At 47.4% G+C, this 25,877-nt stretch carries 26 protein-coding genes; 5 read left to right on the top strand and 21 right to left on the bottom strand.

Translation table 11 applies throughout. The features are described from left to right. Positions 1-3: 3 nt before the first annotated feature. The 5 genes from pfkA to dnaE form a co-directional block, all read right to left on the bottom strand. On the bottom strand, positions 4-963 hold the full coding sequence (gene pfkA / locus HWY38_RS14425; protein WP_007408068.1) for a 6-phosphofructokinase: 960 nt from the start codon (positions 961-963) through the stop codon (positions 4-6). Between the two features lie 191 nt (positions 964-1,154). Further along, positions 1,155-2,132, bottom strand: a complete 978-nt coding sequence (accA, locus tag HWY38_RS14420) for an acetyl-CoA carboxylase carboxyl transferase subunit alpha (RefSeq protein WP_025285100.1) — start codon at positions 2,130-2,132, stop codon at positions 1,155-1,157. After that, positions 2,117-2,989, bottom strand: a complete 873-nt coding sequence (gene accD, locus HWY38_RS14415) for an acetyl-CoA carboxylase, carboxyltransferase subunit beta (RefSeq protein WP_007613077.1) — start codon at positions 2,987-2,989, stop codon at positions 2,117-2,119. Before accD ends, accA begins: the two co-directional genes overlap by 16 nt. Positions 2,990-3,317: 328 nt before the next feature. After that, positions 3,318-4,550, bottom strand: coding sequence for an NADP-dependent malic enzyme (locus tag HWY38_RS14410; RefSeq protein WP_224182091.1), 1,233 nt, complete (start codon positions 4,548-4,550; stop codon positions 3,318-3,320). Between the two features lie 139 nt (positions 4,551-4,689). Then, a complete protein-coding gene (gene dnaE, locus HWY38_RS14405) occupies positions 4,690-8,028 on the bottom strand; it encodes a DNA polymerase III subunit alpha (RefSeq protein WP_224182090.1) in 3,339 nt (1,112 codons plus the stop codon). 143 nt (positions 8,029-8,171) lie between these two features. On the opposite strand from dnaE, the gene HWY38_RS14400 reads away from it, so the two are divergent. From HWY38_RS14400 to HWY38_RS14390, 3 genes are all read left to right on the top strand, one after another. Next, positions 8,172-8,513: a YtrH family sporulation protein gene (locus HWY38_RS14400; RefSeq protein WP_003152438.1), complete on the top strand. Its 342-nt coding sequence runs from the start codon at positions 8,172-8,174 to the stop codon at positions 8,511-8,513. Further along, positions 8,510-9,013, top strand: a complete 504-nt coding sequence (gene ytrI / locus HWY38_RS14395; RefSeq protein WP_007408062.1) for a sporulation membrane protein YtrI — start codon at positions 8,510-8,512, stop codon at positions 9,011-9,013. The genes HWY38_RS14400 and ytrI overlap by 4 nt, the downstream gene beginning before the upstream one ends. Positions 9,014-9,118: 105 nt before the next feature. Next, positions 9,119-9,310, top strand: coding sequence for a hypothetical protein (locus HWY38_RS14390; protein ID WP_007408061.1), 192 nt, complete (start codon positions 9,119-9,121; stop codon positions 9,308-9,310). Between the two features lie 17 nt (positions 9,311-9,327). On the opposite strand, the gene HWY38_RS14385 is transcribed toward HWY38_RS14390, so the two are convergent. Further along, the gene (locus tag HWY38_RS14385; protein ID WP_003152435.1) at positions 9,328-10,269 is read right to left on the bottom strand and encodes a DHH family phosphoesterase; all 942 of its coding nucleotides are present in this window, start codon (positions 10,267-10,269) and stop codon (positions 9,328-9,330) included. 116 nt (positions 10,270-10,385) lie between these two features. Between HWY38_RS14385 and HWY38_RS14380 the strand changes: the two genes are divergently transcribed. After that, entirely contained in the window at positions 10,386-10,688 is a 303-nt protein-coding gene (locus tag HWY38_RS14380; RefSeq protein WP_003152434.1) for a YtpI family protein, read from the top strand. A gap of 28 nt (positions 10,689-10,716) precedes the next feature. On the opposite strand, the gene HWY38_RS14375 is transcribed toward HWY38_RS14380, so the two are convergent. The 14 genes from HWY38_RS14375 to sppA form a co-directional block, all read right to left on the bottom strand. Then, entirely contained in the window at positions 10,717-12,033 is a 1,317-nt protein-coding gene (locus HWY38_RS14375; protein ID WP_007408058.1) for a CBS domain-containing protein, read from the bottom strand. Between the two features lie 138 nt (positions 12,034-12,171). After that, the gene (locus HWY38_RS14370) at positions 12,172-12,858 is read right to left on the bottom strand and encodes a metal-dependent hydrolase (protein ID WP_003152432.1); all 687 of its coding nucleotides are present in this window, start codon (positions 12,856-12,858) and stop codon (positions 12,172-12,174) included. Between the two features lie 60 nt (positions 12,859-12,918). Then, the gene (locus HWY38_RS14365; protein WP_003152431.1) at positions 12,919-13,686 is read right to left on the bottom strand and encodes an SDR family oxidoreductase; all 768 of its coding nucleotides are present in this window, start codon (positions 13,684-13,686) and stop codon (positions 12,919-12,921) included. Between the two features lie 137 nt (positions 13,687-13,823). Then, positions 13,824-13,952 carry a hypothetical protein gene (locus HWY38_RS19165; protein ID WP_088037449.1) on the bottom strand — a complete coding sequence of 43 codons (129 nt, stop codon included), beginning with the start codon at positions 13,950-13,952 and terminating at the stop codon, positions 13,824-13,826. Between the two features lie 74 nt (positions 13,953-14,026). Continuing rightward, positions 14,027-15,403: an argininosuccinate lyase gene (gene argH, locus HWY38_RS14360; protein WP_088037450.1), complete on the bottom strand. Its 1,377-nt coding sequence runs from the start codon at positions 15,401-15,403 to the stop codon at positions 14,027-14,029. Continuing rightward, positions 15,400-16,611 carry an argininosuccinate synthase gene (locus HWY38_RS14355; protein ID WP_003152428.1) on the bottom strand — a complete coding sequence of 404 codons (1,212 nt, stop codon included), beginning with the start codon at positions 16,609-16,611 and terminating at the stop codon, positions 15,400-15,402. The genes argH and HWY38_RS14355 overlap by 4 nt, the downstream gene beginning before the upstream one ends. 151 nt (positions 16,612-16,762) lie before the next feature. After that, positions 16,763-17,275: a molybdenum cofactor biosynthesis protein B gene (locus HWY38_RS14350; RefSeq protein WP_003152427.1), complete on the bottom strand. Its 513-nt coding sequence runs from the start codon at positions 17,273-17,275 to the stop codon at positions 16,763-16,765. 99 nt (positions 17,276-17,374) lie between these two features. Then, on the bottom strand, positions 17,375-18,562 hold the full coding sequence (locus HWY38_RS14345; protein WP_003152426.1) for an acetate kinase: 1,188 nt from the start codon (positions 18,560-18,562) through the stop codon (positions 17,375-17,377). 310 nt (positions 18,563-18,872) lie between these two features. Beyond that, positions 18,873-19,859: a class I SAM-dependent methyltransferase gene (locus HWY38_RS14340; protein WP_088461269.1), complete on the bottom strand. Its 987-nt coding sequence runs from the start codon at positions 19,857-19,859 to the stop codon at positions 18,873-18,875. Between the two features lie 61 nt (positions 19,860-19,920). Further along, positions 19,921-20,424, bottom strand: a complete 504-nt coding sequence (gene tpx / locus HWY38_RS14335; RefSeq protein ID WP_007408050.1) for a thiol peroxidase — start codon at positions 20,422-20,424, stop codon at positions 19,921-19,923. Positions 20,425-20,539: 115 nt separating this feature from the next. Then, positions 20,540-20,980 carry a GerW family sporulation protein gene (gene ytfJ / locus HWY38_RS14330; RefSeq protein ID WP_003152423.1) on the bottom strand — a complete coding sequence of 147 codons (441 nt, stop codon included), beginning with the start codon at positions 20,978-20,980 and terminating at the stop codon, positions 20,540-20,542. 12 nt (positions 20,981-20,992) lie between these two features. Next, a complete protein-coding gene (locus HWY38_RS14325) occupies positions 20,993-21,682 on the bottom strand; it encodes a DUF2953 domain-containing protein (RefSeq protein ID WP_224182089.1) in 690 nt (229 codons plus the stop codon). Between the two features lie 77 nt (positions 21,683-21,759). Then, a complete protein-coding gene (locus HWY38_RS14320) occupies positions 21,760-22,251 on the bottom strand; it encodes an RDD family protein (RefSeq protein WP_007613095.1) in 492 nt (163 codons plus the stop codon). Positions 22,252-22,264: 13 nt separating this feature from the next. Further along, positions 22,265-23,272 carry a signal peptide peptidase SppA gene (sppA, locus tag HWY38_RS14315; protein WP_224182088.1) on the bottom strand — a complete coding sequence of 336 codons (1,008 nt, stop codon included), beginning with the start codon at positions 23,270-23,272 and terminating at the stop codon, positions 22,265-22,267. A 181-nt stretch (positions 23,273-23,453) separates the two neighbouring features. Here sppA and HWY38_RS14310 point away from each other — a divergent pair, with 181 nt between their 5' ends. Further along, positions 23,454-24,260, top strand: a complete 807-nt coding sequence (locus HWY38_RS14310) for an NAD kinase (protein WP_025285105.1) — start codon at positions 23,454-23,456, stop codon at positions 24,258-24,260. A 16-nt stretch (positions 24,261-24,276) separates the two neighbouring features. On the opposite strand, the gene HWY38_RS14305 is transcribed toward HWY38_RS14310, so the two are convergent. After that, on the bottom strand, positions 24,277-25,872 hold the full coding sequence (locus HWY38_RS14305; protein WP_224182087.1) for an amidohydrolase: 1,596 nt from the start codon (positions 25,870-25,872) through the stop codon (positions 24,277-24,279). Between the last annotated feature and the right edge of the window lie 5 nt (positions 25,873-25,877).

Here is a 25,877-nt window from a genome sequence, read left to right as displayed (position 1 = left end):
GCCTTAAATAGACAGTTCTTTTGAAAGCTGATACATGTTTGGTTCAACAGTATGTTTTGATTCTAAAATTTCTATAATATCATGGTCTACAAGCTTGTTGTTTTGTATACCTACGCAGCGTCCGCCTTTTCCTTTAAGCAGAAGCTCAACCGCGTAAGCGCCGAGGCGGCTTGCAAGAACCCGGTCAGAAGCGCTTGGAGATCCGCCGCGCTGGATGTGCCCTAAAACGGATACCCGTGTTTCAAGGTTCGTTTCTTCTTCGATGCGTTTTCCGAATTCAACTCCGCTGCCTACCCCTTCTGCAACGATGATGATACTGTGTTTTTTGCCGCGGTCGTGCCCTCTCTTCAAACGGCCGATAATTTCCTGCATATCGTAGTCCGCTTCAGGAATTAAAATTGATTCCGCTCCGCCTGCAAGACCTGCCCATAAAGCAATGTCGCCCGCATGGCGCCCCATCACTTCAATAACGTATGTACGCTCATGAGACGTAGCGGTGTCACGGATTTTATCAATCGCATCAATTACGGTATTTAGCGCCGTATCAAATCCGATCGTAAAATCAGTTCCCGGGATGTCATTATCTATCGTACCCGGTACACCCACACACGGAAACCCGTGTTCCGTTAATTTTTTCGCACCCATGTATGAACCGTCTCCGCCGATGACGACAAGACCTTCAATGCCGAGTTTCTTTAAATTTTCGATTCCTTTTTCACGGCCTTCAACTGTTTTGAATTCAGGACATCTGGCCGTATACAGCTTTGTTCCGCCGCGGTGGATGATGTCACCGACCGAACCAAGCTCCAGTTTCTCTATTTTTCCGCTGATTAATCCTGAATAACCGTTATAAATTCCGTACACTTCGACGTCGTGGTAGATAGCTTTCCGCACAACCGCGCGCACCGCAGCGTTCATACCCGGGGAATCCCCGCCGCTCGTTAAAACTCCTATACGCTTCATTTCCTATTCACCTCAGCAACATATATATGTTAAACATATCATGATCATTGCCCTAAAACAATGAAAAGGGACGCCTGAGCTCCCATGAAACCTTACCTATTATACAATTAAATAAATTGTTTTTAAATAAAATTTAAGGAATATCACAAAAATCACAAAAAATAAACGTGAGCCATAGGCTTCACGTCTATTCAGTTTACCCCGATATATTGATCCTCAACCGAAACTTTCCCGATTGCTTTATATTTTTCATAGCGCTGTGAGATCAATTCTTCGGCGTTCAATTGAAGAAGAGATTTTAACGTTTCTTTAAGAATACCGTCAATATAGCCCGCCTGCTGCTTAATATCATGGTGAGCTCCGCCCTTCACTTCTTTAATCATATCATCAATAATTCCTAATTCTAATAAATCGGGCGCAGTAATCTTCATGGATTCGGCCGCTTTTTTCGCAAGGCTGGAGTCTTTCCACAAAATGGACGCGGCTCCTTCAGGAGAAATAACGGAATACGTCGAGTTCTCAAGCATCAGCATGCGGTTGCCCACACCTAATGCAAGCGCGCCTCCGCTGCCGCCTTCCCCGATGACGATACAAACGACAGGCACTGTCAGGCCGGCCATCTCGAACAGGTTCTTGGCGATGGCTTCACTTTGTCCCCGTTCCTCAGCCGCTTTACCCGGGTACGCTCCCTTCGTATCGATGAAGCAGATAATCGGGCGGTTGAACTTATCCGCCTGCTTCATGAGACGAAGCGCTTTGCGGTAGCCCTCAGGGTGAGGCATCCCGAAATTGCGGACAAGGTTTTCTTTCGTGTCTTTTCCGCGCTGATGTCCGATAACGGTGACCGGCATGCCGTGATATTTGGCGACTCCGCCGACAATCGCAGCATCATCTCCGTATGTTCTGTCTCCGTGGCACTCAAAAAAGTCGGTAAACAGGTATTGAATGTAATCAAGCGTCGTCGGCCGGTCGGGAAGGCGTGCGATCTGCACTCTGTCCCACGGCTTCAGGTTTTTATAAATCTCATCCTGGAGCTTGCTGAGCCGGTCTTCAAGTCTTGCGATTTCAGCGCTTAAATCCATCTCCGAATCTTGGGTGAATTTTTTCAGTTCGGCGATTTTCGTCTGCAGTTCAATCACTGGTTTTTCAAATTCTAATCTTGCAGCCACTCATGCTCACCTCCTGTTTGGTGCATGTCCAGCAGAAATGCGAGTTTGTCTTTCATGTCGTTTCGGTGAATCACCGCATCAAGCTGGCCGTGCTTTAATAAAAATTCCGCCGTCTGGAAATCTTCCGGCAGTTTTTCCCCGATCGTCTGTTCAATAATACGTCTTCCGGCAAATCCGATCAAGGCGCCCGGTTCAGCGAAATTATAATCACCGAGAGACGCGAAACTGGCCGATACGCCGCCTGTCGTCGGATGGGTCATGACAGAAATAATCAGTCCCTGCTCCTCACTGAACAGTTTTAATGCAGAGCTTGTCTTGGCCATTTGCATAAGGCTTAAGACCCCCTCCTGCATACGTGCGCCGCCGGAAGCGGTAAAGATGATAAACGGGACTTTTTCCTCTTTTGCTTTTTCAATTGCAAGCGTGATTTTTTCGCCGACAACCGAACCCATGCTGCCCATTCGGAATGTTGAATCCATGATCGCGATCACGGCAGGGAATCCGCTGATGGTTCCTTTTCCGGTAACCACCGCTTCATTCAGCGATGTTTTCTCACGGTCTTTTTCGATTTTTTCTAAGTATTCCGGGAAACCGAGCGGGTTTTCAGATATCATTCCCTGGTTGAATTCTTCGAATGAATCTTCATCCAGGAGGCTTTCAATGCGCTGCTTTGCATTCATCGGGAAATGGTGCCCGCAGTTCATGCAGACGCGCAGGTTTTTATCTAACTCTTTTGTGAGCATGATTTTTTTACATTTGGAGCACTTTGTCATAATGCCTTCCGGAACATCATGTTTTGCCTGCTCAGACGGCACGGAAGCATATTTTTTCTTTTTTGTGAATATATCCTTTAACAAATGATTACCTCCCTTTTGTGAAGGGTTCTCTTCACTGCATGTCTTCCGATTAGATAGACTTAATAATAACTTTACCGAAACTATTGTACTTTTTTTGTCAAACGGTGTCATCCTCCATTCGACATTTTTTGCTGCAAAACAGACGGAAACGGACGGATTTCATACCGTAAAAAGCGTTGTTCAGCCTTATCTGTCAGCGTTTTCAAAAGAAATAAGGATTCTGCTGAAATTTTTTTAAGACCTGCCCTTAAAAAAATGCCAGCAGTCCGTATATTGAACAGCAGCGCGTTGTTTTTTTCCAACGCGCTGCCATTTCATTTTTGTGTTATTATTCGCCGATAACCGTGAGCTGTCTTGTTTTTTCAGCCACTTCCTCAGGATCGACCGTAATTCTGGCGACGCCCGTTTCCATCGCTGCTTTCGCAACAGCTTTCGCAACGGCAGGAGCCACACGTTTGTCAAATGGAGCCGGGATGACATAATCAGCGCTTAATTCTTCCTCTGAAACGAGGGAAGCAATCGCTTCAACCGCAGCAATTTTCATTTCTTCGTTGATGTGAGTCGCGCGAACGTCAAGCGCCCCGCGGAAAATTCCAGGGAATGCCAGAACATTGTTAACCTGGTTCGGGAAATCAGAACGGCCTGTTCCGATTACGCTTGCGCCGGCTGCACGCGCGTCTTCAGGCATAATTTCCGGATTCGGGTTGGCCATTGCGAAGATAATCGGATCTTTCGCCATGCTCTCCACCATTTCTTTCGTCAGCGCGCCTTCGACTGATACGCCGATAAAGACGTCTGCATCTTTAATGACATCCTGCAGCGAACCGTCGTTGCGGTCTTGGTTTGTAAACTTCGCCACTTCGTTTTTCACTGCGTTCATGCCGGCCGGACGCCCTTCGTAAATCGCCCCTTTAGAGTCGCACATTACGATGTCGCGTACGCCGAAATGGTAAAGAAGCTTGATGATCGCGATGCCTGCCGCTCCCGCTCCGTTTGCCACAACTTTAATGGATGACATGGATTTTCCTGATAATTTCAGCGCATTTACAAGTCCGGCAACGGTTACGATGGCAGTGCCGTGCTGATCATCGTGGAAAACCGGAATGTTTGTTTCTTTTTTCAGGCGCTCTTCGATAATGAAGCAGTTCGGCGCCGCAATATCTTCAAGGTTGACACCGCCGAATGTCGGTGCAAGCAGCTTCACAGTGTCAATGATTTTGTTCACATCGTTTGTGTCAAGCGCGATCGGGAATGCATCCACGCCCGCGAAACTTTTGAACAGCACCGCTTTCCCTTCCATGACCGGAAGTGAAGCTTCAGGCCCGATATTACCGAGACCGAGAACGGCTGATCCGTCTGTTACGACTGCTACCATGTTCCCCTTCATTGTATAATCATATACTTTGTTTTTATCGTCATAAATCTCTTTACAAGGCTCAGCTACTCCGGGAGAATAGGCAAGGCTTAAGTCGTCCGCGTTTCTGACTTCTACCTTTGCTTTTGATTCCAGCTTTCCTTGGTTTACTTTGTGTAAATGTAACGCTTCTTCTCTTAATGACATTCTAAACACTCCTTTTAAGTACTTTGTTACATATTCTGCCGCATAGACTGGTACAATCGCTGGAGGTGAAAAATTTCAGAATCTTTAAATAAGATAGCACAATTGTTTCAATTGTATAACAAAATGATTATTGTTACCACTATTTTAACACGACGTTTTCGCGGCCCAGCAGCTCTTTTAAACGGTATAGCGCCTGATGGTCCGCCTGAATATGAAAAGTATCCGGCAGCCTGATCGTCTGCTTGTCTTTTTCATAATAAAGATAAACGCCGGTTTCCCCTTTATGCTCCAGTAAAATACGCTTCATCTTTTCCAAAAACTCCTGATTGTGCCGGCTGCCTTCGATTTTGATGTAAACAGACGGCGCTCTGTCTGCCTCCGTCTGCTCAAGAAGAGAGGCGGATGACATGATGAATTGTGTCTTCTCCTGACGCTCTTCCATTTTTCCGGCGGCGAATAAAAGCGCGCCTTCTTTTAACAGCGGAGACAGCCTTCTATATTGGTCAGGAAACACGACGGCTTCCATTTCTCCCGTTTCATCGCTTAATGTGAGAAACGCCATATGCTGACCTGTCTTTGTCCGAATCGTTTTGATGCCCGCGAGCAAAGCGCCGATTGACAGCTGCCCCTTCGGCATCTGCCGCGCTGCTGTGATCGCTTGCGCCCCCCGTTTTTTCAGGAGATCCCTGAAAGCAGACAAAGGATGGCTTGAGAAATAAACACCGAGGGCTTCTTTTTCGAACCGAAGCTTGTCCACGAGCGGAAATTCCTCAGCCTCTACATATTTTGGCTTAATGGAGAACGATTCTTCCAAAAACAATCCCATTTGGTCATCGTCTGCACGAAAAAGTTCAGCGTGCTCTAAAGCCACATCAACGGAGGCCAGCAAGGCGGCGCGATTTTGATTGAATTCGTCCATGGCGCCAGAAAATATAAGGGTTTCGATGGTTTTCCGATTCACGCTTTTTGCGGGTACGCGAAAGCAGAAATCGAAAAGATCCTCGAACGGTTTATGTGTTCTTGCTTTATAAATATCTTTCACTGCCGAGACGCCTACGTTTTTAACGGCCCGCAAACTGTATCTGACGGCTCCGTTTTCCGGCGCAAACGGAAAACCGCTTTTGTTTATTGACGGCGGAAGGACTTGAATCCCGCTCCCCTTCGCTTCATGCAGATATTGCGATATTTTGTCCTCATTGCCGATGACGCTCGTCAACAGCCCGCACATAAAATATAACGGATAATGCGCTTTTAAATAGGCGAGCTGATAGCCGATCATGCTGTATGCGACAGCATGGCTTCTGTTGAATCCGTAGTTAGCGAATTTTACAATCAGATCGTAGACCTCGTTTGCAGTGACTACAGAATACTCCTTTTTTATGCACCCTTCAACAAAATGGCTTCGCTCTCTGTCCAGAATGTCCTTTTGCTTTTTGCTGACAGCCCGTCTGAGCAGATCCGCTTCACCTAATGAAAACCCTGCCATGCGCGAGGCGATCATCATTATCTGTTCTTGATAGACGATGACGCCGTAAGTGTCACTGAGAATATTTCTTACATCCTCGTGCGGCACTTCCACACGCGCCCGCCCGTGTTTCCGGTCGATAAATAACGGAATATTTTCCATCGGTCCCGGCCTGTAAAGCGCGTTAACCGCGACAATGTCTTCCAGTCTTGACGGCTTCAGGCGCTTCAGCACGTTTCTCATTCCTGATGATTCCAGCTGGAAAATACCCGTCGTATCACCGTTTGACAATAGTGAGAACGTTTTTTCATCCTGATAAGAAATCTCGGAAAAATCAATTTTCGTATTCGTTTCTTTTTCAATCATCGTTTTTATGGATTCAATAAGCGTCAGGTTGCGCAAACCTAAAAAGTCCATTTTTAAAAGACCGAGATCTTCCAGATGATCCATTGCATACTGCGTTAAATACACGCCGTCATGTCCTTCTTGAAGAGGCACAACTTCCGAAAGCGGCTCTTTACTGAGAACGACCCCGGCCGCGTGTGTTGACGTGTGTCTCGGAAGACCTTCAATTTTCCTTGCGATCTGAAACACTTTATGAAGAACGGCGGATTCGGACAGCCGCCTGTTCAGCTGAGCGGACTGCCGCCTCGCTTCCTCAAGCGTCATTCCCGGTTTTGACGGAATCAGGCGGGCAAGCTGATCGGCTTCTTTCGGGCTGATTCCGAACACTCTCCCGGTATCCCTTAACGCCGCCTTTGCGGCCAATGTCCCGAAGGTGATAATCTGGGCGACGTGCATGGCCCCGTACTTATTTTGTACATACTGAATGACCTCATCCCTTCTCGTATCAGGGAAATCGATATCAATATCCGGCATGCTGATCCGCTCCGGATTAAGAAATCTCTCAAACAGCAGAGAATGTTTAAGCGGATCCACGTCGGTAATGAAAAGGGAGTAAGCGACAAGCGAGCCTGCCGCGGACCCCCTTCCCGGGCCTGTCACAATGCCCTTTTCATGCGCGTACTTCATAAAGTCCCATACGATGAGAAAATAATCACTGAATTTCATGCGCCTGATGACGTCCAGCTCATATTCAAGCCGGCGGACAGCGCGCTCATCAGGAGTGCCGAAACGGAGACGCATCCCCTCATGACAGAGCTCCGCCAAATAGTCATCGGCTGATTTGCCGTCCGGCGCCGGAAAAGACGGAAGCTGTGTCTGTCCGAGGCTGACATCGACCCGGCATTGCCGGGCGATACGCGCGGCTGCTTCAATCGCTTCCGGATGCCGCGTGTAAAGCTCTGCCATTTCTTCAGGCGTCCTCAAGTATAAGTCCGGCAGATCCCCGCTCTGATCCTCCCACTTCTCTCCGGCTTTAATAGCGCACAGACAGCGGTACGCATCTTGATCTTCTTTCTTGATATAACGGACATCCCCCGCAGCGCAGACAGCGATTTCCGTTTCGGCTGACAGGCGGAGAATCTCTTCTGATAACGTCTCATGTCCTTTAAACGGCTGGTACCCTAAATAAAAACGGCCGTCTCCGAACAGCTCCCGGAATCCTTCGGCAGCCCGGACCGCTTCTTCAAACTTCCCGGTTTGAAGCAGGCTTTCAATGTAGCCGTTTTCACCGGGCGTAATGGCGATCAGCCCCTCACGATAGCTCTTCATCCATTTTCGCTTCATGCCGCCCTTTGCCATGGATTGCAGCGCACTTGAGATTTTCACCAGGTTCTGATAGCCGGTGTTTGTCTCTGCTAAAAGAATGAGCGGGTGTGCTTCAAGCTCCGCATCGTCCGTGTATATAGAAGCCGTCAGACCGATAATCGGTTTAATTCCGTTTGATTTGCATGCTTTATAAAACTCAATGGCGCCGTACATCACATTTTCGTCCGTCAGCGCCAATGATGAATATCCGAGTTCCTTCGCTTGTGTAACAAGCTCTTTTACAGAAGCGGCGCTGTTTAACAGGCTGTAGCCGCTATGTACTTGCAGGTGAACAAAAGACAATGCCGCCACTCCTTTCCCATACGTTCATTTTGCCTTTCTACATTATAAGACGGGTTTTCTTAAGAAACAAATGTTCTTTTTTTGACTCATCATCATACTTGTCCGTTTCGCTCAATATGATAGAAAAGTGAGGTGGTGTATATATGGATCAGGAAGCCGGATTTATGGCGAATTTCATCAGCAGTTATTTTATCGCCCTCGGTGTGTTGCTCGGCGGCGCGCTGATCGGCGGCCTCGGAGCTTATTTATCAGGCGAGCCTCCGCTGACGGCGATCACAAAATTGGCGAACAGGCTGAAGATCTGGGCGCTTGTCGCGGCCATCGGGGGAACATTTGACGCGGTATACAGTTTCGAGCGGGGGCTGTTTGAAGGCAACACGCGCGACATCTTCAAACAGCTTCTTTTAATTATTTCAGCAATGGGCGGCGCGCAGACCGGCTGGCTGATTATTTCATGGCTGACCCAGGAGAATATGTCATCATGAGAATTCCCGAGTATTATAAAAAACCGGGATGGCAGCGTTTTTTTGCGGGAATGATGTGCGGAGCCATCGTCAGCTGGCTGTTCTTTCTGTTTACATACGGAACGTTTCAGGAAGAACAGGTGACGTTAATTGAAAAGCAGCGTGAGCACGCGCGGGATTTAAAAAACCAAATCTCCATCTATCAGAAGGATCTTCATAAATTAAATGAGGATAATAAGCAAAGACTTCTCATCCAAAGTGTTGATGTGAAGCTGATCAATGGGGAAAAATACAGAATCGCCCAGCCTGACAAGATGAAATTTGAGGAACAAGTGAAAGATAATATATCTGAAGTCATCACAAAGGATATTGAAAGCGTGTATAAAACAAAGGAACTTTTAAAACGGACGATTGAAAACAAAATATACACCATAAATGAGAAGGAATTTAAGGCTGAAGTAAAGGAACTGACGATTTATACGAGATTGTCTGTCGAAATTCATATCTCTTTTGCGACGTAATTATGTCATTTTTAAAAAATTTCCATAGATCTGTCGCTTTTTTCTCCGCTTTTTTATAAACTGTAGATGAGACATTTTCAATGATTCTGAAGGGAGGAAGGGAAAATGGAGGTTTTTAGTGAACGCCGCTTGGCAAAAGATCATGCAGCCCGAATCAGACAAGGCTATTCCGCATATGCAGAAACAGACACACTCGCTTCCCTCATAAAAAAAGAACTCCAAATCTGTAATCTCCGCGTCTACGAAGACCTGACTGATTTCGGCTGCTGGTTCATCCCCGTGACAGATGAACACTAAGAAAGAGGGTCTCCCCTCTACTTGTGTTCGTTACATACCTCTTCCAGATCAGCAAGAATCTGATCGGTTTCATCCCAGCTGAAGATGGATGCGCCGGCCGCAAGCGGATGTCCGCCGCCATTGTATTTCCGGGCAATTCCGTTGATGACCGGACCTTTTGAACGGAACCGGACTCTGATTTGATCGTCTTCTTCTACGAAAAACACCCAAGCGCGGATACCCGAAATATTTCCGAGTGTTCCGACAAGCTGCGACGCTTCAGAAGCGGTGGTTCCATATGTCTCCAAAATGTCTTTTTTAATGAAAACGGAAGCGACGCCGTTTTCAGACAGTGACACATTTTGATAAATAAAGCCGTTAAGCTTCACCACATTTAATTTTGTTTCATACAATTGATTGAACAGCTCTGACGATGAAAATGGGAACTCAATGAGCTCTCCCGCGTATTTTAATGTCTTTTTTGTGGTGTTCGGGAATAAGAAACGCCCCGTATCACCGACGATACCCGCGTAGATCAGCTCAGCTGCTTTCGTATTCAGTTTCCAGCCGTGCTGCTTTCCTTCCAGGTACAGCTCATAGATCATTTCGCTTACGGAGCTTGCATTCGTATCGACCCATAAGAGATCGCCATACGGATCTTCATTTGGATGGTGGTCTATTTTCATGAGCTTTGCGCCGGAATGGTAGCGCTGATCGTCGACCCTGCCTTGGTTTGCGGTGTCGCACACGATGACAAGAGCATCTTTATAGGTTTCGTCATCCACCTCATCGAGGGAATATAAAAAAGACAAGGACGGCTCAGGCTGTCCGACGGCAAAAATATTTTTTTCGGGATACGTTTCCCGCAGGATTTCCGTAAGGCCGCACTGTGAACCGTAGGCGTCCGGGTCAGGCCTCACATGTCTATGTAAGATAATGGTGTCATATAATGATATGGTTCTGATCAGTTCGGATTTCATCGTTTTCTCCTTTTCGTTTTTATTCATTTAATCATACTCTTTATCCATGGAAAAGGAAAATCTTTCAGCAACGGTATAAACGGTTTTGCAAACTCATATAATGGAGGATTTCATTTATGCTGGTTTTTGTTTTTCTCATCGGGCTTTCTGCCTGCTTTTACGTGTATTACAAAGTAAAAGGAATCCAGACGAAACGGGCGCTGGAGAAGGAATGTTTTTCGGCTAAATCAAGTATGGCATTAGGCGCGCTGGTGCTTTTGTACGGAGTAAACCAAATGATTCTGTTTCACTCCGTCCTGACCCTGGTCATCGGCGGCGTCTTCATTTTAATCGGAGCAGGCAGCGCATGGGCCGGGTATAAAGCCTATAAGCATTATGAGCCCATCCATGCAAAGGAAGCGGAGAGGGACCACGCATAATGAATGCCAAGGGACCCGGGTGCGTCCCTTAACTTCTCTCCATCAGCTGCACCATGAGCATCGCTTTTGAAACGATGCCGCTTTGGCTTGACACTTCCACTTCCATTTTCCCGAATTTCCGGCCCGCCTCTAAAATGCGCGGTTTCACTTCAATGACCGACTCCATCTGTACGGGCTTCAGGAAGAAAATCGTAATGCTTTCAATGACCAGCTCGCCGCGTTTGCGGGAGCGTAGAAATCGGCTGGCGGCCTGGGTTAAAATCGTCGTAAACACCCCGTAAGAAATCGTGCCGAGCTGATTGGTCATTTGCGGCGTGACTTCATATTGATAAACGGCCGGCGTTTTGTCATCTTCCTCTTCTTTAAATCCCCTTGAAACAATATCATCCAGCTTTTCCCCGACCTGAGGCTGCTTTTGAACCATTTGAAGCGCTTTTAAGACATCCTGGCGGCTGATCATTCCGATCAGTTTGTGATGCCCGTCTGTCACCGGAAGCACTTCAATTCCTTCCCAAACCATCATTTGAGCCGCTGAGGCGACAGATGTTTTCCCGATCACCGTGACAGGGTTTTTGGTCATTACTTTTTCAATCGGAACTGACCGGTCATGCCCCGCGATATCTTTCGATGTGAGGATTCCGTGGATTTTCATCTGCTGATCGATAACCGGGAAGCGGCCGTGTCCGGTTTCATAGTTTTTTTCGTACCATTTCTCCAGCTTATCCTTAGGGGACAGCGTCACTGTCCGATCTGCGGGCGTCAAAATGTCTTCCACGAGCACAATCTCTTTTTTTATGAGCTGATCATAGATCGCCCGGTTGATCATCGCGGCTACCGTAAAGGTATCGTAGCTCGTGGAGAGAATCGGAAGCTCAAGCATATCGGCCAGCTCGATAATGCTGTCGTCGGTATTAAACCCTCCTGTTACCAAAACAGCCGCGCCCGCTTCAAGCGCCTGGCGGTGGGCGTTGATTCGGTTCCCGACGATTAACAGGTTCCCCGCCGCCGTATAACGCATCATCGCGTCAAGCTCCATCGCGCCGATCACAAACTTATTCAACGTTTTATGCAGACCGGCTTTTCCGCCGAGAACCTGGCCGTCTATCACATTGACGACCTCGGCGTATGTCAGCTTTTCAATATTTTCTTTTTTCTTCTGTTCAATCCGGATGGTCCCCACACGTTCAATAGTGGAAACGAATCCTTTGTTTTCGGCTTCCTTAATGGCTCTGTAAGCCGTTCCTTCACTGACTTTCATTTCTTTCGCAATTCTTCTGACCGAAATTTTTTCACCGACAGGAAGCGAATCTATGTATGATAGGATTTGTTCATGCTTTGTTGCCAAGCGTTTCACCTCTAAGGACAGTCTTCTGCTTTTATTATAAGGGTACGGGGGATTCATTCGCAATGAGACGCCCGAAAAAAGGCGGCATCACAAAAAGACCTTCTGAATGCTTGATTCAGAAGGTCTTTGACACATATGTCAGGCAAGCTCAATGGTCTCGCCGACCGCCATGACTTTGCCGACGCCTCCGGGCAGACTTTCTGCGAAAGCGTCAGGGTCCTGTTCAATGACGGGGAATGTATTGTAATGAACGGGGACGACCTGTTTCGCTCTCAGCCATTCAGCCGCGAGTTTCGCATCTTCAGGCCCCATGGTGAAGTTATCACCGATCGGCAGAAACGCCAGGTCAATGTGATTCAGTTCCCCGATCAGTTTCATATCTGAGAACAGCGCCGTATCGCCGGCGTGGAAAATCGTTTTGCCGTCAATCGTTAATAAAATCCCGGCCGGCATCCCGGTGTATGTGATGGTTTTGTTTTCTTCATCAGTGACCGCCGATCCGTGGAACGCCTGTGTCAGTTTTACTTTGCCGAAATCAAATTGGTGCGCCCCGCCGATATGCATCGGGTGGACCTTTAAACCTTTAAAGCCGAGATAAACGGCCAGCTCGTTCGGCGCAATGACGAGCGCATCGTTTTGTTTGGCGATCTGCTCTGTATCTCCGACATGGTCATTGTGTCCGTGAGTAAGCAGGATGACATCCGCTTTCACTTCTTCCGGTTTCAAATTTGTCAGACTGTTTCCGGTCAGAAACGGATCAAAAATAATGTTATGGGTTTTCGTTTCCACTTGAATGACAGAATGTCCGTGATAAGTCACTTTCATCGTTTTCACCTCATAAAAAATTAATATTTATCAAGTTCCCTTTTTGACAAACGAAAAAACTTACAGGGATTGATGCCTGTTAATCACATTCAGCCCGCCTGTTGCTTCAATGACCGTTCCGGTTACAAGATCGGAATCTTCTTCACATAAAAACGCGATGATTCTCGCAATATCCTCTCCGGTTCCGGACCTGCCGATCGGCGTCTTTTCTTTGCCGATTTTCCGTCTTGCTTCCTCTATAGACGCTTCTTTCATATCTCCTACAATATCACCCGGGCAGACCATATTGGCTGTAATGCCTGATTCGGCTTCTTCAATCGCAATGGTTTTCGTTAACGAAGCCAATCCGACTTTAGCCGCTCCGAAAGCGGAACGGTGAAGCCAGCCGGGGGCATGGTCCGCTCCTTGAAAACCGTATGTAATAATCCGGCCGAAGCGCTGCTGTCTCATGACCGGGATAACCGCTTTAAACAGATGGAAAACGGCGCTTAAATTCCCTTCAAGCATGCCATACCATTCGTCATCGGAGTAATCGGCAAGCTTTTTGCGCTCAAATATGTACGGCCCGGCATTGTTAATCAGTATGTCAATCCTTCCAAACCGCTGAAGGGCTGCATCGGCGATCCGCATGAGATCTTCTTTCCGGGTTACATCGCCCTTAACGAATTGCAATCTGTCATGGCACCCGGGATAATCCGCCTTCAGACAAGCGACCGCTTCTTCGTCCTGTCTGTAATTCACTGTGACAGAAAAGCCTTTTTCCAGAAGCATTTCAGTCACTTTTCGGCCCAATCCCTTTGTACCGGCAGTGATTAGAGCATGTCGCACATTGAATACCCTCCCCAGGCAACGTAGCCGCTTCAATAAAATCAAGACGTTTCTCCCTCTACTTTACTATAAACAAACGGCAATATCACTTTTTTGCACTTCGTCCGCACGAAAAAAAAGCCGTCTTTACAGACAGCTTAATTTTCTGAAGGAGCAGAGGCTTCCTCCATGCCGACATAACCGCTTTGGTATGCCTCTGAGATAAGCCTGGCCGTTTCTTCACTTTCTTTTTCATCATAGATGTAACGTTCTTGTTCTTTGCGCATTCCTTTTACCTCCCATCTTTTATAGATGTAGGGTGTCTGATATGACGGGAAAATATAAAGGAAATTTCAGCAAATTAAATACCGGCGCAGGCTTTTGCTTTTACGAGCGCCTGTTCTACCTGCTGAAAACCAGTTCCGCCGGCGCTCATTCTTTTTTCAACCGCATGATGCGGATCGAGCACGGTATAGATATCTTCTTCAAAGAGACTGCTGGCTTGAAGGAATTCTTCAAATGCCATGTCACTTAAATAGATTCCTTTTTCAATACAGCTGTACACAAGCTTGCCGACCACTTCATGCGCTTCTCTGAACGGCATGCCTTTTTTTGCTAAATAATCGGCAAGTTCCGTCGCGTTTGAAAAATCTTGTTTTGTCGCTTGTTTCATGATGTCTTTGTTTACTTTCATCGTTTCAATCATGCCCGTGAAAATCTGAAGGCTTCCTTCAACGGTTTTTACTGTGTCAAACATGCCTTCTTTATCTTCCTGCAGGTCTTTGTTGTAAGCGAGCGGGAGCCCTTTCATAATCGTGAAAAGACCCATCATATCACCGTATACGCGTCCGGTTTTACCGCGGATCAGCTCCGCCATGTCGGGGTTTTTCTTCTGCGGCATCATGCTGCTTCCCGTCGCGTACGTATCATCCAGTTCAATGAATCTGAATTCCTGCGAGCACCATAGAATGATTTCTTCTGACAAACGTGAAAGGTGCATCATCAGCATGCTGCTGCCGCTTAAAAACTCGAGAATAAAATCTCTGTCACTGACTCCGTCAAGACTGTTCTCGTAAATGGAGTCAAAACCGAGCAGCTCCGCCGAATAGTTACGGTCTATCGGAAACGTAGTTCCGGCAAGCGCCCCGCATCCGAGCGGCGATATGTTAATCCGCTTCATAGCATCCCGAAAACGCTCTTTATCCCGTTCAAGCATCCAAAAATAAGCAAGCAGATGGTGGGCGAAAGAAATCGGCTGGGCCCGCTGCAAATGAGTGTACCCCGGCAGAATGGTCTCGACATTGGCCTCCGCTTTTTCGATCAGCGCTTTTTGGAACTGTTCAATCAGCACGATGATATGCGAGACATGATCTTTCAAATATAGATGCATGTCGGTCGCCACCTGGTCGTTCCGGCTTCTGCCTGTATGGAGCTTTCCGCCTAGCGATCCGATTTCTTCAATCAGCATTTTTTCAATGTTCAAATGGATATCTTCATAATCAACAGAGAATTCAAGCGTTCCTTCCTCTGCTTTTTGCAGGAGAGTCTGCAGCCCTTGACGGATGGCACCTTCTTCTTCTTCCGTCAGAATGCCGCATTTTTTCAGCATTGCCGCATGAGCGAGAGACCCTGTAATATCCTCTTTGACTAAGTTTTGGTCGAATGTGATGGATGCGCCGAACTCATCGACCCACTTTTCCGGTGTTTTTTGAAAACGGCCTCCCCAAAGCTTCTTCATGCTTCAATCTGCTCCTTCTTTTTCACAATGCTGTTTACTTTTGTCGGCAGCCCCCAAAGCTCAATGAAACCGATTGCCGCGTGATGGTCAAACGCATCGTCTTTTGTATATGTCGCAAGTTTTTCATCGTAGAGTGAATATTCCGACTTACGTCCTTCTACAATGGCATGGCCTTTAAACAGCTTGACGCGCACGACGCCGGTGACATGCTTTTGGGTTTCTTTCAGGAATGCAAGCAGCGCGTCTTTTAACGGCGAGAACCATAAACCGTTATAGATGATTTCAGACAGTTTTTGTTCAATTGCCGGTTTGAAATGGGCCACTTCTTTCACTAAAGTCAGATCCTCAAGCTCTTTGTGAGCCGTAATCAAAGTCATGGCGCCCGGGCACTCATAAACTTCACGGGACTTAATGCCGACCAGGCGGTTTTCCACATGGTCAATCCGGCCGATGCCGTGTTTTCCGGCAGTCTCGTTCAGCTTGAGAATTAAATCAGCGAGCGGGTAGGTTACGCCGTCGATTGAAACCGGAACACCGGCTTCAAATGCGATTTCGATGATTTCCGGAACGTCCGGCGTGTTTTCAAGAGATGCTGTCAGGTCATATGCCCCTTCAGGCGGCGCCGCCCACGGATCTTCTAGTATACCGCATTCATTAGCGCGTCCCCATAGGTTCTGGTCGATGGAATACGGGCTGTCAAGATTGATCGGAATCGGTATGCCGCGGCTTGCGGCGTATTCAATTTCTTCTTCACGCGACCATTGCCACTCACGGACCGGAGCAATGACCTCCAGATCAGGATTTAATGATTTAATGGATACTTCGAAACGAACCTGATCGTTTCCTTTTCCCGTGCAGCCGTGCGCTACGGCCACCGCGTTTTCCTTTTCCGCCACTTCAACGAGTTTTTTCGCGATTAACGGACGGGATAGTGCAGATACGAGCGGATACTTGCCTTCATACATTGTATGGGCCTGCATAGAAATGAGCGCGTACTCCCGGGCGAATTCTTCTTTCGCATCAATCACATAGGAATTTACGGCGCCAACTTCCAGCGCTTTTTGCTGAACGAATGCCAAATCCTTTCCTTCCCCAACATCTAAGCAGCAGGCAACAACATCGTATCCCTGTTCTTGCAGCCATTTTATCGCTACAGAAGTATCAAGACCTCCTGAGTATGCCAATACAACCTTTTTTTGTTCTGCCATGTTAAAAGCTCCCTTTGTATAAAAATTAGTTTTAATTAATAAAAATGCATTTTGTATGTATACACTGTAACAAGTAAATTCTGTTTTTTCAAGCCTTTTATAAAAAAAACCCCACCCAATTTTTTGAGCGGAGCGGAGCCTTTTTATACATTTATAAATCTTTTCGGATTTCCCGGAGCACATGAGGCAGTTCAGGAATAATCAGTTTACTCATTGCAAGCTTTACGGCGCCTGAGGAGCCGGGCGTGCAGAAGACTGCGGTATTTCGGATCACACCCGCTGCCGCTCTGGACAAAATGGCGGCGGAGCCGATGTCCTCCGTATAGCTCAGCATGCGGAACAGCTCGCCGAACCCCGGGAGTTCTTTTGAAAACAGCGGCGTGACCGCTTCAATTGTGACATCCCTTTCGGCAATGCCCGTCCCTCCGTTTAACAGCACCGCATCTGTATATTCATCCATACAGCCGGATAAAACGGCTTTCTGCAATTCATCTTTTTCATCTTTTACAATGTCATAAGCGACCGTTTCAAATCCAGCTTCTCTGATGAAATCCATCATGACGCGCCCGCTTTTGTCGGTTTCTTTCGTTCTCGTGTCGCTGACTGTTATCACCTTGCAGCGCACGGCTGACGGGGCTTCTTGTTTATGTTCATGCACACTCATTGCTTCACCTCATCGTTTATGTATTAAACATATCGTAACGTTTGATTCTGGGGCATTCAATAAAAAAGCACACCCTAAAGGATGTGCTTTTTTCGAACATTACTGTGCAAGACGGACAACGTCACGTGCGATCATGACCTCTTCGTCAGTCGGAATGATGATGACCTTGACAGGAGAGTGAGGGTAGCTGATAAACGCTTCCTCGCCGCGCACGTTGTTCAGCGCAGGATCCCAATATACACCCATGAATTCTAAGCCGCGAAGCACGCGTTCTCTGACTTCAACGCTGTTTTCACCGATACCCGCAGTGAAAATAATCGCGTCAACGCCGCTCATTCTCGCAGCGTAAGAACCGATGTATTTATGGATTCTGCTTGCAAACACTTCAAGAGCCGTTTCCGCTCTTTCGTTTCCTTCTTTTGAAGCTTCTACGATATCGCGGAGGTCGCTTGAGAAACCGGATATGCCAAGCAGTCCGCTCTTTTTATTTAATGTATTTAATACTTCATCTGCCGTCTGATCCGTTTTTTCCATAATGTACGGGATCAATGCAGGGTCGATGTTTCCTGAACGTGTTCCCATCGCAACACCCGCAAGCGGTGTGAAGCCCATTGACGTATCAATGGATTTTCCGCCTTCTACGGCCGCGATACTTGCGCCGTTACCGAGGTGGCAGGAAATCAGACGCAAATCTTCAAGCGGGCGGCCGAGAAGCTCAGCTGCGCGCTGTGTCACGTATTTATGAGAAGTGCCGTGGAAACCGTATTTACGGATGCCGTATTTCTCGTAGTATTCGTACGGAAGGCTGTACAGGTAAGATTGCTCAGGCATCGTTTGGTGGAACGCCGTATCAAACACTGCAACCGCAGGCACATCCGGAAGCACTTCTTTAAAGGCTTTAATGCCGACGATGTTAGCCGGGTTGTGAAGCGGCGCAAGTTCTGAAATCTCTTCAATCTCACGGATTGTTTCATCCGTAAGCAAAACAGAATCGCTGAATTTTTCTCCGCCGTGAACCACACGGTGGCCGATTCCGTCAATTTCATTTAAATCCTTTATAATACCGAATTCAGTCAGCTTGTGAAGCAGCATCTTCACCGCAACCGCATGATCCGGAATATCTGTCACTTCTGTATTTTTTTCGCCGTTAACAGAGATTGTGAAAACGCTGTCGGCGATACCGATCCGTTCTACTAAACCTTTTGTTAGCACCTTTTCTGAAGGCATTTCGAATAACTGAAATTTTAAAGATGAGCTTCCTGCGTTAATTGCAATAATTTTAGACATAAATGACGCTCCTATCAAAATTCTTCTTCGTTTGTTCGTTCTTTTTTCCCAGACCATAACTGCAGTCCAAAAAATATCTGACTTTTCCATTTAAACATTGTCAACTCAGCATTTCAAGTCAACATCCATATTGGTACCGCTTACAATACGAAGTCGATATTTTCTGATAAATTTCATTTGTGCCAAATGGACGGCACGGCCTTACGGAATGTTATTTTCTTTCCTTAATTTGTGTTATCGTCCTGATTTCCATTCATTTTAAAAAGCAAAAGCAGCGCGGGATTTTGCATCTCGCACTGCTTTTTCACCATCATTTTTCTGTTTGAATCCATTGATCCAATTTTGCCATCATCTCCCGCATCGCCTGCTGGTTCGCAAAAGAAGGAAGATTCGCCAAAAGCGCTTGTTTCGGCGGCTTTGCGTCTTCGCCTTTTTTCTGCAAGATTAAAATGCTCTTTGCCTGCGCTTCGTCTTTAAACATAGTAGCCGGCAGCTGAAGAAGGGCGTTGATATACACTTTTTCCGCAAAAAACCGCTTCAGTTTATCGCTTTGCGCGCTGTCAAACAGATGGTTCGGAATCATAAAAAATAAGTATCCGCCCGGTTTTGTATGTTTGACGCTCTGCTCAATAAATAAGTGGTGAGCAAAAGAGTGGCCTTCATCCGCTTTCAGCTCAAACGCTTCAGCGCCTTCGTCATTCGGATAGTAGCCGACCGGCAAATCGCAGATGACCGCATCGGCCGGTTCGATAAATAACGGCTGAAGACTGTCCTGGCAGAACAGCTCCATTTCTTTTTCCTGCAGATTCGCCTGAGCATAAGCGATCTTCAGAAGGACATCGTCGATTTCAATGCCGAAGCTTTTTCCCGCTTTGTCAGAAAGCTGGTTTGCCGCGGTCAGCAGAAGATTTCCGGTGCCGCAGGCGGGGTCCATCAATGTCAGGCCTTTTCGGCCGCCCGTAAATTTATTCACGAGGTAACTGATGAAAAGGCCGATCGTATCAGGCGTCATCTGTCTGTTCGGATGGGACTTATCTTTGAGCCCTTTTAAAATGGCGAGCTGGAACGCCTTGCGGATCCATTCATGCTCCCATTTTCTGAAGTCTGCTTTCGCAAGCAGGCTGTTAAGCTCGCCGGTTTGCTTTTCCTGAAGCGGAAGCTGGTCGGCCTTTTCAAGAAAATACATCTCTCCCGCTTCCGCAAGCCCCTCAATATAAGAAATCTGAAGACCTTCTGCTATCACTTGGGCGGCTTCATCTAAAAGTTCATAAATCTGACCGACATGGTCGTGTTGCATGCTGTTTCCTCCTTGCCATGAAAAGAGCTCCGCGGCAGCACCCGGAGCTCTTTTTCTCTCTTTACTTGATTAACGCTTTTGCAGCTTCGATAGGCTTTTCATAATTCGGGTGGTTTGTCGCTTCGCTTACGTATTCCGCGTAAACGACTTTTCCGTCCTGATCAAGGACGAATACGGAACGCGCCAAAAGACGAAGTTCTTTGATGTAAACACCGAATGCTTCACCAAATGACATCTCTTTATGATCCGATAATGTTTCCACTTTATCAATTCCGTTCGCTCCGCACCAGCGCGCTTGTGCAAACGGAAGGTCGGCGCTGATTGTATAAACGTTCACATCACCGAGTTTTGCGGCTTCTTCGTTGAAGCGGCGTGTCTGCGCGTCACATACGCCTGTGTCGATGGAAGGAATAACGGATATGATCGTTACTTTCCCTTTCATATCTGCTAATGTCTTCTCTTCTAATCCGTTTGTCAAAACCGTGAAGTCAGGAGCTTGGTCACCCGGTTTCACTTCTTGTCCGATCAGCGTCACGGCTCCGCCTTTAAATGTAATTTCAGCCATTCTGATTCCTCCCTTTATCTATGTATAGCTCTATCATAGTCGAGTTTTATGCAAACTGCAAAGGTTATGCCGCATCGTAAAAAAAGCTAACTGCGGGCGGCAGTTAACTTTTCTGTTATAAATCGATATCCGTTCTTTTTTGGTTCCGGCCTTTTTCATTCTTTTTAAACATATGCTGGATGCGTTCAATCGTTTGAGGCGCGGAGTCTAACAGTTTATCAATCAGATGGGTGTTTTCGTCTAAATGAAGCATACGCACCCCGTTTGTTCCGACAATCAGAAACGCAATCGGCGTAATGGATACTCCGCCGCCGCTTCCGCCGCCGAACGGGAGCTTCTGCTCTTTTCTTTCATCATCATCGGTTCTTTTTTCAGCCGGCTTTCCTCCAAACTCGCTTCCGCCCGCCGCAAATCCGAATCCGACCTTTGAAACCGTTAAGATTACGCTGCCGTCAGGCGTTTCAACAGGATCGCCGATGATTGTATTCACGTCAATCATTTCTTTTAAATTTTCCATAGCGGTTTTCATTAAACCTTGAATGGGATGGTCTGCCATATGCGCTCCTCCTTAAACTGATGAATCATTCTTTGAAGCAACCGGAACCGGCTGTTTCTTTCGTATGATAGAAAGTCCGTTCCGCCCGTATTTGAGCAATTTGAAAGCTGCACCTATAAGATGTCCAAAACGAAAAAAGAATATACACTGCAAATGCGTCTTGGATGCAGGCACTTGAAAAGACGGAATGACTTCGCACACCGGTTTATGTATGAAACGCAGATGATCATACAGCATCGCCGTAAGGCCTCCCTTTACGGCCCACAATCCGCCGGCGGCGATTCCCGTAACGGCGGCGTCCTTTATTCCGATAACCGTCACCCATTCGAACTTCGTAACACGGACTCCCGCAAGAAATGAGGCGCCGATTTGGCGCATCTGAAAGACTTGGTGCAGAATCATTTCTATTCTGTGAATGCTCTGTTTGACATCTTCATATGTGATTTTTTTCTTCTCTTTTTTCTGACCTTTCATTTCTGATTTCGTGTCCTGTTTGACATCAATTGACGCGTCTTCGCTGTTTACTTTAATGACGGGCAGCGTTTTTTTAAAACGGACCAGGCCGTATAAGGCCGAGAGTTTAAACGTCAGTTTGTCGTTATCTTTATCATGAAGATATTCGAGCGTCAGATGGATTTTCATCCTCATGAGCAGCCAGACCAAAATGAGAATGAGAATAACAGCTGCTGCGGCATATCCCATAAGCTTCACTTCCTTAGCAGCATTATCGCCAAAACCAAAAAAAATAAACCCGGACGTTTATTCCGGGTTTACTGCTTTTATTTGCGGTACAGCGCTTCGTGAATCACCGTTGTGTCGGCGATCAGATCGTGAATGCCCTGCTTTTTGGGCGTAAACGCAATGACGATATAGAGAATCCAGATTTTATCGATATAACGCCCCACCGCTTCTCTGAAAATGACGGTGCTCCAAGTCAGCGGCTTTCCGGGCGTCAAAGAAGTGACCTTTAACCCGAAGACCATCTTGCCGAGTGTCTGATGAAACCATTTCGTCATGAACACAAAATAGGCGAGGTAGACGATCAGGGTTGTGACGGAATAAGCTGAGATTGTAAACATTCCGCTTGTTGCCGGGAGCTTCATCAGCGTGAAAACCGGTGAAACGATGAGATGGTTAAGTCCCCAGACCACCAGCCAATCAAGAAGAAACGCCCAAAACCTGATCCAAAAGCCCGCATATGCCTGCTCGGGCGCCCTCTGTTGTTCGGCTCCCTCTTCTTTGCCGTGAAAGCCTTCGTAAGTCGCGTCCATTCTTTCTTCCCCCCTACTTTGCATAGAGATACATCATCCGCGGCGAACCGGATTGCGAAATGAGTTCTTTCATATTCAGAAAATCAATTTCGCTTTTAAACATTTTCGCTGCGCTCATGGAAAAGAGCGAGCCTAATCCGAATCCTTCCTCGTATGTGATGACTGAAGCGTTTTTCATATTTTTATGGTCCTTTTTCATCGCGCTGATCGTGTCATCGTAAAAACCGAGCTCATCAACGAGGCCGATTTTTTTCGCTTGTCTGCCGTCGTAGACACGGCCGTCGGCAATTTTTTTCACATCCGCTTTTGACATGTGCCGGCCTTTTGAAATGACATTGACAAATCCTTCATAAGAATCGTTGACCATTGTCTGCATGATCTTTCTTTCTTCCTTCGTCATGTCGCGGGTCGGGGACATGATGTCTTTATGCGCGCCGCTTTTAATGGTTTCAAACTTGATGCCGAGTTCATCAGCGAGCTTGGAATAATTGACGCTTTCCATGATGACGCCCAGTGAACCCGTGAGCGTTTCCGGTGAAGCATAGATTTTATCGGCGGCCGTTGAAATATAGTAGCCTCCCGATGCCGCCATGGAGCCCATGGATACATAAATCGGTTTCTTCATTTCTTTCTTTAGTTCTTCCAGTTTTTTATGTATTTCCGCGCTTTCGTACACGCCTCCGCCAGGGGAATTGATTTTCAGCACAATTCCTTTGACGCTTTTATCTTCTTTCGCACGCTCAACCTGTTTTAAAAATGATCTGTGATCATACCCGCCTGAGCTGAGCAGGCCAGCGGACCCGCCGTTATCCTCAATCGTGCCGTCCACTTCAAGCACGGCGATTTTACTGCCGGGGCTGCCCTTATCCAGTGTCACTTCTTCTGTGTCATCTGTCAGTGATGCAAAGTCAGACCCTGTATCTCCGATATTCTTCAGCACCCCGACGGTCACACTTGCAATGACTGATACGCCGAAAATGCCGAGCGCGATGACGAGCGCAATCCATCTTTTTGCATTCATTTGTTCTCCTCCTTTTCTGTCAATATTCGTACGTTCCCCCGTAAAAAAAGATTCATTTTTTTCATGAAGCGCTTTCCCTTAACGGATAAACAGGAAACATGTTACACTATTGCCACAGGTATTTTAACACAATACCTGCTGGGAGAAAAACGTAAATATGACAGCAAAGGGGAATGGGGATATGACCGATCTTCGCCGCAATGTTTATTTTTTCCACAAACAAAACAACGAAACAAAAGAACAAGTCAGCTCTTTGAAGCAGCTTGCTGAATCGCACGGTTTTACAGTTGCGGCTCAACCGGAGGATGCCGGAATTATCGCCAGCATCGGCAGCGACGGCTCATTTCTGCAAGCCGTCAGAAAAACCGGATTCCGTGATGACTGCCTGTATGTCGGCATCGCTAAAAAAGGGAAAGCCCATTTGTACTGTGATTTTCACAGCGATGAGCCTGAAAAAATGGCGGCCAGCATGACCGCGGAACAGCTTGAGGTCAGAAAATACCCGCTCATTCACGTCACGGTGGACGGCAGCAATCATTTTCACTGTTTAAACGAGGTTTCCATCCGTTCAAGCATTATTAAAACGTTTGTGATGGATGTGTTAATTGATGATCTTCATTTTGAGACATTCAGAGGAGACGGGATGATCATTTCCACCCCGACGGGCAGCACCGCCTACAATAAATCTGTTTCAGGCGCCGTTGTTGATCCTTTGATTTCCTGCATGCAGGTATCCGAACTGGCGTCGTTGAACAACAACACATACCGTACACTCGGATCTTCGTTTATTTTAAGCTCAGACCGGAAGCTGACACTGCAGGTGGTGCAAGACGGCAATGAGCATCCGATTATCGGGCTTGATAATGAAGCGCTCAGCACGCGGAATGTCAAAAAGGTTGAGATTAGACTATCCGATAAAAAAATCAAAACGGTGAAACTGAAAGACAACTCTTTCTGGGAAAAAGTAAAACGATCATTTTTATCATAAAAAAAGAGGACGGGCATCACTGCCTGTCCTCTTTTTCATATACGATACGGCCGCCGACGACGGTTTTGACAGCTCCCAATTCATGAAGCTTTTTCGGGTCCGTCCTGAACGGATCACCGCTGAGTACGGTAAAGTCTGCATCACAGCCGGGGGCGATCCGTCCGCGGCTATGTTCTTTATGGATGATGGCCGCGCTTCCCTCCGTGTAAAGCTGAATGGCTTCGTACACGGTCAGGCACTCTTTTTCATAATAGGCCGGACCTTCCGGGTGCTGCTTGCTCGTACGGAGCACAGCCGATTGAATGCCCAGAAGCGGATCGGCCGGTTCTATCGGGGCATCTGAACCTCCGGCGCACAGCAGCCCTTTTGACAGCAGTGTTTTCCAGGCGAAAGCCGTTTTCATCCGCTCTTCTCCGAGCCTGTCAATCACCCACGGAAAATCACTGGCCACAAAATGCGGCTGAAGATCAAGTCCGATCGGCAGCCGGGCGGCTCTTTCAATCAATCCGTCATCTAATACTTGCGCATGAATGAGCCTGTCTAGCTGTCCGGGCTTTGCCGGGTATCTTTCGATAACATCCAGCACCTTTTCAAATGCAAGGTCGCCAATCGCGTGCACGGCGATCTCCATCCCTTTCTCTCTCGCTTTATAAACAAGAGCGGCAAGGGTTTCGTCATCATGCACCTGAACGCCGGAAACTGACGGAGCATCGTGATAAGGCTTTTTCAATAGAGCGGTTCTGCCGCCGAGCGCGCCGTCAGCAAAAATTTTCATCGCTCCGTATTCCAGATAAGGTCCGGTCGATTTATCCAGAGCGCTCCAGCTGTCGACGGCTTCGTGATGTACGAGCAGATGAGCGCGAAAAGGATAAAGGCCGCTGCCGGTTAATGACTCGTACGCGGCAACGGGAACGGACGCGTCTCCGTAGTATGCCAGATCTTCTGAATGCCCGCCGGTCAGGCCTTTTGACCAGCAGTCCGTAATCGCCGTTTGAAGCGCGCGTTTGACATAGTGAAGTGAGACGGGCGGCAGGGCCTGTGTCACAAGCTCTTGGGCTTTATCCAGCAGGAGGCCTGTCGGACCGGTTCCGTCCCGGACGATAATCCCGCCGTTTGGATCAGGTGTTTCGGTTGTAATCCCCGCCGCGCGCAATGCGGCCGAATTAACCGCGGCGGCGTGCCTGCATACCCGCTTCAGCAGGACGGGGCGGTCGGGAAAGAGCGGGTCAAGGTCATGCTTCGTGACGTAAACCGGCCGTTCAAACAGATTTTCATCCCAGCCTTCGCCGATCAGCCATTCGCCATCTTCCAATTCACGCTCTGCTTCTTTTGCGGCCCGCAGTATCGCTTCTTTTGACGTCAGCTGCGACAAATCGAGGCGAAGCTGTTTTTCCCCATGTCCGATTAAATGCATATGACTGTCCGTAAACCCCGGGAACATGACAGCTCCATGTAAATCGATTTCCTCCGTATCAGGCGAACCGTATGTTCCTTGGAGCTCCCGGAAGCTGCCCGTCTGCCTGACGACGCCTTCTTCGGTATAAACGGCTTCAGTGACATGATTCTTGTCCAGCATTGTATAGATGGTGCCGCCGTGCCAAATCGCTTTCATCCCCG

Source organism: Bacillus sp. KS1, assembly GCF_020075515.1.
Classification (GTDB): Bacteria; Bacillota; Bacilli; order Bacillales; family Bacillaceae; genus Bacillus; species Bacillus velezensis.
The sequence above is the reverse complement of the archived record's forward strand: the minus strand, read 5'-3'. Positions and strand labels throughout refer to the sequence as shown.